The organism is uncultured Sphingomonas sp. (assembly GCF_936927845.1).
Classification (GTDB): Bacteria; Pseudomonadota; Alphaproteobacteria; order Sphingomonadales; family Sphingomonadaceae; genus Sphingomonas.
This window is the reverse complement of record NZ_CAKZHV010000023.1, coordinates 19,188-28,959: the sequence shown is the minus strand read 5'-3', so window position 1 is coordinate 28,959 and position 9,772 is coordinate 19,188. Positions and strand designations below refer to the sequence as shown.

Annotated in this window: 9 protein-coding genes; 2 read left to right on the top strand and 7 right to left on the bottom strand. The window is 65.9% G+C overall.

Going from position 1 to position 9,772, the window contains the following annotated elements:
- Positions 1-414: 414 nt before the first annotated feature.
- The 4 genes from Q0579_RS03225 to Q0579_RS03210 form a co-directional block, all read right to left on the bottom strand.
- A complete protein-coding gene (locus Q0579_RS03225; protein WP_298809016.1) occupies positions 415-1,092 on the bottom strand; it encodes a sigma-70 family RNA polymerase sigma factor in 678 nt (225 codons plus the stop codon).
- A gap of 180 nt (positions 1,093-1,272) precedes the next feature.
- The gene (locus tag Q0579_RS03220) at positions 1,273-2,871 is read right to left on the bottom strand and encodes an AarF/UbiB family protein (protein ID WP_298809015.1); all 1,599 of its coding nucleotides are present in this window, start codon (positions 2,869-2,871) and stop codon (positions 1,273-1,275) included.
- Positions 2,871-3,548, bottom strand: coding sequence for a TetR/AcrR family transcriptional regulator (locus tag Q0579_RS03215; protein WP_298809014.1), 678 nt, complete (start codon positions 3,546-3,548; stop codon positions 2,871-2,873). The genes Q0579_RS03220 and Q0579_RS03215 overlap by 1 nt, the downstream gene beginning before the upstream one ends.
- 124 nt (positions 3,549-3,672) lie before the next feature.
- Positions 3,673-4,617: an MlaD family protein gene (locus Q0579_RS03210; RefSeq protein WP_298809012.1), complete on the bottom strand. Its 945-nt coding sequence runs from the start codon at positions 4,615-4,617 to the stop codon at positions 3,673-3,675.
- A 113-nt stretch (positions 4,618-4,730) separates the two neighbouring features.
- On the opposite strand from Q0579_RS03210, the gene Q0579_RS03205 reads away from it, so the two are divergent.
- Positions 4,731-5,144, top strand: a complete 414-nt coding sequence (locus Q0579_RS03205) for a PaaI family thioesterase (RefSeq protein WP_298809010.1) — start codon at positions 4,731-4,733, stop codon at positions 5,142-5,144.
- Entirely contained in the window at positions 5,141-5,572 is a 432-nt protein-coding gene (locus Q0579_RS03200) for a hotdog domain-containing protein (protein WP_298809007.1), read from the top strand. The genes Q0579_RS03205 and Q0579_RS03200 overlap by 4 nt, the downstream gene beginning before the upstream one ends.
- Before the next feature lie 5 nt (positions 5,573-5,577).
- Here Q0579_RS03200 and Q0579_RS03195 read toward each other — a convergent pair whose 3' ends face one another.
- From Q0579_RS03195 to Q0579_RS03185, 3 genes are read right to left on the bottom strand one after another with little or no spacing between them, the layout of a single operon-like run.
- Positions 5,578-6,549 carry an alpha/beta hydrolase gene (locus tag Q0579_RS03195; protein ID WP_298809006.1) on the bottom strand — a complete coding sequence of 324 codons (972 nt, stop codon included), beginning with the start codon at positions 6,547-6,549 and terminating at the stop codon, positions 5,578-5,580.
- Entirely contained in the window at positions 6,546-8,141 is a 1,596-nt protein-coding gene (locus Q0579_RS03190; RefSeq protein ID WP_298809004.1) for an NAD(P)/FAD-dependent oxidoreductase, read from the bottom strand. The genes Q0579_RS03195 and Q0579_RS03190 overlap by 4 nt, the downstream gene beginning before the upstream one ends.
- A gap of 5 nt (positions 8,142-8,146) precedes the next feature.
- A complete protein-coding gene (locus Q0579_RS03185; RefSeq protein WP_298809001.1) occupies positions 8,147-9,760 on the bottom strand; it encodes an acyl-CoA synthetase in 1,614 nt (537 codons plus the stop codon).
- Positions 9,761-9,772: the final 12 nt, after the last annotated feature.

The window sequence follows — 9,772 nt, the reverse complement described above, 5'->3', positions numbered from 1 at the left end:
CACCTGTGGCTTGCGCATCACCTCGTCAGCAAGGCGGAGAAGACCGGACGCTTACAGGAGGAGCGACGATGACCGGCATGATCCCCGAAAGGATTGCCGGACAGCGCACGCCACGGGTTGCTGTCACCCGAGATCGTGGTGCCGCCGCTGCTCTGGCTCTGCTCCGACGCTGCCGTGGCGGTGACGGGGAAACGCCTGGATGCCAAGAAGTGGAAGGAGGAGCAGATCGGAAGCCAGGTAGCGCATGATGCTCTGGAGGATGCTGGCTGGTAGGACAGGCCATGAGGCTAAATCCGCTCGACCAACCGCGGTCGCCTCGTGCTTTTGTGCGCTGTCGCCAGCGGCAAGACGACTGCTGGTCGATCTGATATCAGATTGGCGCCACCAGACCGGGATGAACCGACCGGGCCGATTTCAGCCTGCCAGATAGCGAGCAGCCGCGCGCTCTTTTCGCCAGATACGAAGCAGCTCGATCTGTCTCTCGTGTACCTCGTCGATCGTAGACGGTTCAGCCTGACTAACTGTATTCGATGTCACAACCTGCGCTTCCGAACCGTGCCCCACACCGCTATTCGCATTATCCAGTAGCGCACGCAGCATTTGCCTCCCTCTTACCACGCGGCTCTTGATCGTGCCGACAGGCACCTGCTCGATCGTGGCTATCTCCTCATAGCTCAGACCCTCGATGCCTACGAATTGGATGCACCGCTGCTGCTCGGGCGTCAGGCGCGGCCACAAGCGGCGGACATCGCCTAACGTCACGACCGACTCCTGATTTGACGCCACCGGAATATCGACGAGTTCGGCGGTCTCGCTCGCCTGTACCGCACCTCGACGACGAACCTGCGACAGAAACGAGTTACGAAGAATCCGGAATGTCCACGCCTTTAAATTTGTACCGGCCTCAAAAGACGCGCGGCTGCGCCAGGCTTTCAGCACGGTTTCCTGAACGAGATCCTGCGCAGCATCGGGGTTCCGGGCCAGCGATCGCGCATAGCTCGCCAGCTTGGGCATCAGGTCGCTAAGTGCGGCACCAAAATCCGACCACTCCTCAGGCGGTGTATGCGGTTGGTGTTCCAGATGCTCGTACACGCAACGACCTTTATTCGATGGAACCGGACCGCCGTTTATACACCGGCTGGTTTACTTATTAGAGAACGTCGCCTCCCTTGGGTTGTTCCACAGCTTCGGCGATGACACCCTAGCGGCGGAACAAGCGCGCAATGGATGATGGGCGGAAACCGAGGACGCGGGAGGTTGGGCCACAGGGCATCAGCGCCTCGACCTACTCGCGAACCAAGCCAAGCCGGCGGGCAGCACCGCGGACGCCATCAGCATCGCGCCGATGATATCATGGTCGCGCTGAAGGATCGCGCCGGTGACCAGCAGACCGGCAGACAGAATGTTGGGATCGGCGCGACGGGGTGAAGCCGGCCCTGAGGGAGCCGCGCCTCCCTGCAACTCGATCGGCAGCGCGCCCGACCGCGCGACCCGCTCGGCGAAAGTCACCAGCTCAGGCGACGCCGCGGCCAGACGGCCAAGGCTCGTCGCCAGCCGGCGTCCGCCCCGCTTGAGGCCAGCCGGCCCGATCCGCTCCCGCAGCAGTTCGCGCGCGATCGGTGCGGCTCGTGCCGCAATGTCGAAGCCGGGATCGAGCCGTCGCACAAAGCCTTCCGCGATCAGCAGGGTTCGCAGAAGCAGGGCGAGATCGGGCGGCAGCGCTAGCCGGTACGTTCGTAGCAGAGCAAAAACACGTCCGAAGATGTCGGCAAGCTCGATCTGCTGGAGCACCGCGCCGCGGAACTGCCCGATCAGCGCGTCGAGGTCCCGCGTCAGAGCCTGGCGATCGACGTCGGTCTCGCCCGACCATTGCAGCAGCACATCCGTCACCGATCGCGTGTCCTCGCCAGCGATGGCAAGGACGAGCGTGACCACCTCGTTCCTCCGGGCGGGGCTGAGCACGCCGACCGCGCCGAAGTCGATGAACGCCAACGACCCGTTGGCCAGGACAAAGACGTTGCCGGGGTGCGGGTCCGCATGGAACCGGCCGTTGAAGATGATCATCCGGAGCACCGCATCGGCATATCTGCCGGCGACGTCCGCACCGCCCTCCCCCGCCCCGTCGAGAATGGCGCGGACCGGCATGCCGTTGAGCCGTTCCTGCACGTTGATTCGGCGGCCGACCTGATCCCAGTAAAAGGCCGGCGTACGAACTCCGAGCGGCTGCAGAAAGGCGCCGATGCTCTCGCAGGCTGCCGCCTCGGCACTGAGGTCCATCTCTTGCGAGAGGCTCTCCGCGAAAAACCGGAGCAGTTCGTCTGGCTTGAGGCGGCGGACCTCCGGTGAGTGCCTAGCCGCAAGCCGCGCGATGCGGCGGATGAGCCGCAGATCGGCATCGACGCGTTCCGCGATTCCCGGCCGGCGTACCTTGACCACGACCTCGGTTCCGTCGCGCAGGGTGGCAGCATGAACCTGTGCGATCGAGGCCGCGGCGATCGGCTCGCGGTCGAACCGCGCGAACACATCCTCGATCGGGGAGCCGAGCGCAGCCAGAATCGTCGGCTCCAGCACCTCGAACGGCAGCGGTGTCACGCGATCCTGCAGCGTTGACAGCGCACGCACCCATTCCGGCCCTAGCAGGTCTTCACGGGTCGCGAGCACCTGCCCCAGCTTCACCGCGACAGGTCCAAGGTCCCGCAGCAGCGCGACGACCCGCTCGGGCGTACCGACGTCTGCCGGCTGCTCCGAGCGACCTGGCAGCAGACCCAGGCGAGCGGCCAAGCCGTTCAGCCCGTGGCGGCCCATGATTTGAATAAGTTCGGCAAGGCGCGCGCGCTCACCGAGCTGAGGCTCGTCGTTTTTGACGAGCATCACATGGCCCCTTTGTCGACGTGCCGCGGACGGCAGCCGTCGATAAACAGATCAATCACGCGCAAGATACGTTCGCGAGCTGCATCGTCGTACGCGGGAGGAGACAGCCCGAGCGCCGCGCGGCGCATGGGCGCGACGACGACGAGCGTGACGAACTGCTCGGCAGCGAACACCGGGTCCGCCAGCGACAGCTCGCCCTTGGCATCGGCATGGGCGAGGATGGAGGCCACCCACTTGACAGCCCGCTGATAGCCGAAGTCGTGGATGTTCGCCGCGAGTGCAGGAAAACGCACCGCTTGGGCAATGACGACGCGCTCCATGGAGGCGATCCGAGGGGTAAGGAGCCACTCAAGCAGGCGATCGGCGATGACGCGAAGTCGCGACCCGATGTCGGGTTCGTCGCTGCCGGAGGGTTCGAGCGCGCGCAGCTGCGTGTCGATCTCGTCCAGGATGACCGCCTCGAACACGCGAGCCTTGCTGCCGAACCGGGCGTACAGGGTTCGCTTGGAGATGCGCGCCTGTTCGGCGATCATGTCGGCACTGGCGCCGTCGAATCCGTGCTGGAAAAACAGCTCGCGGGCGCTCTTGAGGATATGCGAAGTCAGTCGGAGCGCGTCCTCGGTCGTCGGTCTGCCCATCTTCCCTGGGCGCCGGCTCTTCTTCTCGTCATCGCTCAATCTCGTTCTCCTGGAGCGAGGGTAGCGCGATCCGGACCCGTTGACGAGGATCACGCCGGGACGGTCGGTTCCTCGCCTGCCAGCCCGCTCTCCGACCAGAGTTGTCCTATCGTGTCGCGGTCGATCACTGCCGCGACCCCGGCTTGTAGGTCGGGAGGGACGGTGCACCCACACCCAGCCCTTCCTGATCGAGGCGAACGGCCGTATCTCTGACAGCGCCTGCCTTCTTCCTTGCTGAACGAACGGTTTCACGCAGTTGGGCCTGTTTCGCGGTCGCGCTGCGGATCGTGGGTCGAACAGCCTCGACGCGAGCCGTGAGACGCACGGCTCCGCCACGGGCATTCAGCAACGCACGGTTCGCCCTGGCGAGGACGGTTGCGCGGCTTTCTACCACAGCGCTCTCCAACCGTTCGGCGCTTTCGCCGGATCGCTGCAAGGCGTCCCCCAGGGCCACGACACGCCCGCGGGCGCCGGTAAGCGCGTCAGATGCCGCTCCAGCCTTGTCTGCCCAGCCTGCGGAACTCTCCGCGAGCGCCGCCAGCCGATCGCTGGCCCGCTGCTGTTGTGCGGCATCAAGGTTGCGCGAAACTGAGTCCACAGTTCGGCTGATCTTGTCCACGAGCGCGACTGGATCCCCTCCCCCGCCAAGAAGCCCACCCTCCTTGGCGGGGATGATGGGAAGCTCACCGTCCCTCGTCGTGACAATCGGGGATGCACCGGACTTTGCGCCGTCGAGACTGATGTTGGCCGTCCCTGCCAGTGCGGATCGCGCGATCGTTGCCTTGACACCTGTGACGATGGGGGTTCCCGGTTCGAGGCTGATGGTGACGAGAACCGCTGAGGGATCAGCGCCGTCAAACCGTATGGACGTGACATGGCCCGCCGGGACGCCCGAGAACGTCACTGGTGATCCCTTTTCCAGGCCGGCGACGCTCCCGGTGAAACGGATGAGATACGGGTTTCCGTCTCCACTTCGCGCATCGAAAAGCCAAAGGGTGAAGACGAGAAGCGTGCTCAGCAGAAGGCCGGTGACCGCGAGCACAAGGAATTTGTTGGATCGCGTTTCCATCGCAGGCAGCAGCCATTAAAGCGGGAACCCTAGTAAGTAAACCGTACCGTTTTCGCATGGTTGGCTTATGGGCGCGGCGGGGAACAGGAATCGTCTGGGCAGGAAGGGGTTTTATGGCTGGAGACTTGAGCTTGCGACCGGGCGACATACCGTGGGGCAATCGGCTGGGCCTTGAGCTCGTTTCGATCGGCGACGGGCTCAGTTCGCTCCGGGTCGATTGGCACGCGGAGCTGGCGGACGAGGAGGAGGCGCTCGCGACCGGTGTGTTGACGAGCCTCATCGATCAGGCCTGCGGCGTTGCCGTGATGTCCCGATTGGGCAGACGGCTGGCGATCTCCACCCTTAACCTGAAGGTGGACCATGTGCGATCCGCCGAGGCGAGATGCCCCGCGACGGCGTGGGCTCACTGCTACGACGCGACCGAGCACCGTGCGTTCGTACGCGCCGAAGTCTGGGATACAGATCCGTCTCACCTGATCGCGACTGCCCAAGGCGTCTTTTCGATCAATCGGGCTGTCGCCCCATGAACGAAGGCGCGATCGGGGCCAGTACCGGGCGGAACGGCTTTGCGAAGCTACTCGGTACCATGATGACGCAAAGCGGTGAAACGTTCACGCTGATCCCCACGGAGGAGCTTGTCGGGAATTCCATTCTGCCCGCCTTGCATGGAGGCGCGATCGCGTCCTTTCTTGAGCTGGCCGCACAGCTTGCTCTCTCCCGCACACTCTCGCCAGGGCAGTCCTGCCGGCTGATCAGCATGAACCTTCAATTTCTCGCCCCGGTCAGACTGGGCGCAGTCAGCACGACGCCGACGCTGGTGCGCGTAGGGCGTCGTGTCGCAGTGGTGCATGCCGAAGGCGTCGAGCGAAACGGAACCGGAAAACTGTGCCTTGCGCAGCTGGAATTCGCCGTCGGACAATCCTCCGGAGACGAGGATCACACCCGACATTCCTGATTGGTTCAGCGGGCCGATCTCCAGAGAGCAAGGATGCTTCTGAGCGCCGTCGCGAAGGCGAGTGGCTCGTCCAGCATCAGGTGATGGCGCGCGTTGGGCACCGCGACGATCGGGATCGTCCCCGCTCCCAGTTCGCGCAGATATGCCGCGGAATCACTGCCGAAGAGCGCGCTGTGCCCGCCGTAGACGATCGCCAGCCGACCGGGCGCCGCGGCGACACGGCGACCCATCGTCATCCATTCGTCCGCAGAGTTGCCGCGCGCGAACACCGCGGGCGAGAACTTCCACGTCCAAGCGTCCCCGTCCCGCCGGAGAGAATGATAGGCCATGTAGTCCAGCAGGAACGGCTGGCCCGCGGGCTGTGGCGGCGCCAGCACGTAGCGCGCGCGTGCGGTTGGATAGTCGGGATACCGGCTGGTGGGCTTGTTCGCGTCGCCCGAGCCGGGGCTGCCGCGTCCGCCGCGCCAATAGGCCGCAAGCGCCTCGGGTCGCATGATCATCAGGTCGCAGATGATCGCGCCCGCGAACCGTTCGGCCGCGATCGTCATCGCGGTCACCGCGACCCCCGCGCCGAAGCTGTGACCGATGATCACGGGCGGCGCATCACCGTCGAACAGCCCGGTCGCCTCCGCCACCGCGATCATCTCGCGCCCGCGGCCGTCACCGTCGATTCCCGCGCGCGCGTCGCTGTCGCCCATGCCCGCAAGATCATAGGCGACCACATGGTAGTCCGCGGCGAGCAACGGCGCGATAAACGCCCAGCAGCGCGCATGGGCAAGAAAGCCGTGCGCCATGAGCACGCCCGGCTTTGCGCGGTCGCCCCAGCGCAGGTAGTGGATCTGCGCGCCCTCTACGGTGACGAAGCCTTCTTCCCGCGGAACGGCCAGCGCATCGACGAACCAGTCCGGCAGGTGCGACCCGTCCTCGGCCCATATCGGGTCGATGTCCGACGATCCGGTAGCCTCGGCGGCGCTCATGCCGACAGCCGGAAACCGCTATAGCCCGCCTCGGCGACCGCATCGCAGATCTCGGCATAGCCGACCACAGACGGATAGTTGAGTAGCTGACGCGGTTTGCCTGGGATGTTCGCTCCCATGTACCAGGAATCGGCCCTGGGAAAGAGCGTCATGGCGGCGATCTCGTCGATGTGGCGCGCCCATGCCGCGTGCGCGTCCGGCTCGGCCTCGAAGCGGGACCACCCGCCCGTGCGCAGATGCTCGAGGAACCGGACGACCCAGTCACCCTGCACCTCCGCGGCAGTCGGACCATTGGAGAAGCCGGACGGGCTCTGCGGGCCGTAGAGGAACACCATGTTAGGGAAGCCCGAAACCGCGTAGCCGAGATGCGTGCGTGCGCCTTCGCCCCACGCGTGCGCCAGCGTCGCCCCGCCGCGCCCGCGAATGTCCATCTGCATCAGCCCTCCCGTCACCGCGTCGAAACCGGTCGCGAGCACCAGGACGTCGTGTCGGCGCTCACCGACGCTCGTGGCTATGCCGTCGGGCAGGATCCGCTCGATCGGCTCTTCCCGCAGGTCGACGAGTTCGACGTTCGACTGGTTGAAGATGTCGTAATAAGTCTGCTCGAGCGACGGCCGCTTGACCCCGAACGGATGCGGCGGCTGGCTTGGCGCGAGCTTCTCCTGCAACGCGGGATCGGTGATTCGTTCGCGCACCTTGTCGCGCCAGAAATCGTAAACCAGCCGGTTGGCGCGCTCGTCCACCAGGATGTCGGCGTAATTGCCGACCCAATAGTGGAAGCCGCCCGCCGCCCACAACCGCTCGAACGCTGCGGTGCGCTCCTCGCTTGACACCTCGAGCGCGGACTGGTCGAGCCGCAGGATCTCGAACCCGCCGCTGCTCAGTCGGCGTTGACGGAAGATCTCGGGGTAACCGGGCTTGGCCTGCTCCTGCTCAGCCGCGGTCAATGGGCGCTGGCGCATCGGCAGAGCCAGGATGGGTGTGCGCTGGTAGATCGTCAGCTGCGCAGCCTCGCGTGCCGCCTCCTGAGCGACCTGCACACCGCTCGCGCCGGTCCCGATGATCGCGACGCGCTTGCCGCCAAAGTCGATGCCCTCCTGCGGCCAGTGGGCGGTGTGGTGGGCCGGGCCGGCAAAGCTGTCGAGTCCCGAAAGTGACGGGATGTACGCCTTGGCCGCAAAGCCGGTACACGGTAGCAGATAGCGGGTGGTCAGCCGCTCTCCATCGGCGAGTTCCACTCGCCAGAAGCCGGCATGTTCGTCGAACACGGCGGAGCGCATCCTGACGCCGAGCGTCATTGCAGGCCAGAGGTCGAGAACGTCGCAGGCATGTCGGAAATAGCGACGCAACTCGCGCCAGCCTGGGAAGCGTTCCGACCAGGTCCAGTCGCGCCACACCCGCTCGTCCGAGAACTCGTAGATCGGAACATGCGAATCGACTCGCACGCCAGGGTAGCAGTTCCAGTACCAGATGCCGCCCGGCTCCGCCGCCGCATCGACCAGCCGAGCGTTGAAGCCGTTCTCGCGCAACTTCCCGAGCAGGTAGATCCCGCTGAAGCCCGCGCCGATCACCAGCGCGTCGATGTCGGGCACGCCCGTCATCGCGCAGCGACTGCCGCGACGGCGATGTCGGTCGCCGCCTTGTAATCCGCCTTGCCGTTCGGCGCGCGCAGCGGTTGGTCGGTGACGACGATCGCTTTGGGCGTCTTGTAGCCGGCGAGCGCGGCGCGCACGTGAGCGCGCACCGCCGCCTCGTCCACTGTCGCCCCCGGTGCGGCATGGACCACCCCCGTTACCGCGTGGCCCCATTTCTCGTCGGGCACGCCGACCACAAGCGCGTCTGCGACCGCTGGATGCGTCTTCAGCACCTCCTCCACCTCTTCCGGATAGACCTTCTCACCCGCCGTGTTGATGCACACGCTGCCGCGCCCGAGCAGCGTCAGCGTCCCGTCCGCGGCGACGGTGCACCAGTCGCCAGGCATCGAGTAACGGACGCCGTTGATGGTGCGGAACGTCTTCACGCTTTTCTCCGGATCCTTGTAGTAGCCGATCGGGATCGCGCCCTTACGCGCGATGAAACCGGGCGTGCCGCTGCCCGGCACGACCGGCCGGTCATGCTCGTCGAACACGTCGCACAGCCCGCCGATGGTGAAGCGTGCGGTCGCCGTCTCGCCGGCCGCGCTGGTGACCGACAGGCCGAACCCCAGCCCTTCCGAAGCGCCGAAGCTGTCCATCAGCACGACCTGCGGGATGTGCCGGATCAGCCCGGCCTTCACCTCGCGGCTCCACATCACCCCGGATGAAACGATCGTGACGAGGCTGGACGTGTCGTAGCGCCCGCGCGCGGCATCCAGCGCGGCCAGCATCGGCTTAGCGAAAGCGTCACCGACGATCGCGATCGATTCGACGCGGTCGCGATCGACCGATCGCCACAACTCGTCGGCATCGAACGATTCACCGCCGAGCGTCACGATGCAGCCGCCGCTCATCAGCGTGCCGATGGATGTGATGAAGCCAGTGCCGTGCATCATCGGGCAGGCGGGCATCGTACGCCGGCCGGGTCCATCGCGCGCGATCAGCGCCGCGGTCTCGGCGAGGTCGGCGGGCGTCGGCCCCATCAGCCGCTGCGCATCGAGCTGCGCCTCGCGCATGTCGGTGTGCCGCCACATTACGCCCTTCGGCATCCCCGTCGTGCCGCCGGTGTAGATGAACAACTCGTCGTCGGGCGAGCGCGCGATGCCGAGCGGCGCGCCGTCGCCGTCGCCCGCGAGCGCCTCATAGGACGACGCGAACGAAGCGCGCTCCGCCTCAGGGCCGATTTCCACGAACGTGCGAACCTTGCTGAGCCGCGGGTGGAGTTCGTCGACGCATGTGCGGAACTCGGCGCTGTACACCACCACCTCGCTGTCGCTGTCATCGAAGATGTAGAACACCTCGTCGGGGCGATAGCGATAGTTGATGTTGACGTGGGTCAGCCGACCTTTGAAGCACGCCGCCATCAGCTCGCCATACTCGGGCCGGTTGCGCATGTAGAAGGCGACCTTGGTGCCCGGTCCCGCGCCCCGCGCACGCAGCGCCCGCGCGATGTTGTTTGAACGGCGCGCCATCTCGGGCCAGGTGATGACCCGGTCGCCGTGGATCAGCGCGGGGGCGTCGTGGGGCATCACCGGCTCGATCGCGTCGAGGATATCGCCCAGGTTCCACTGCGTCATGGCTTCCTCTCC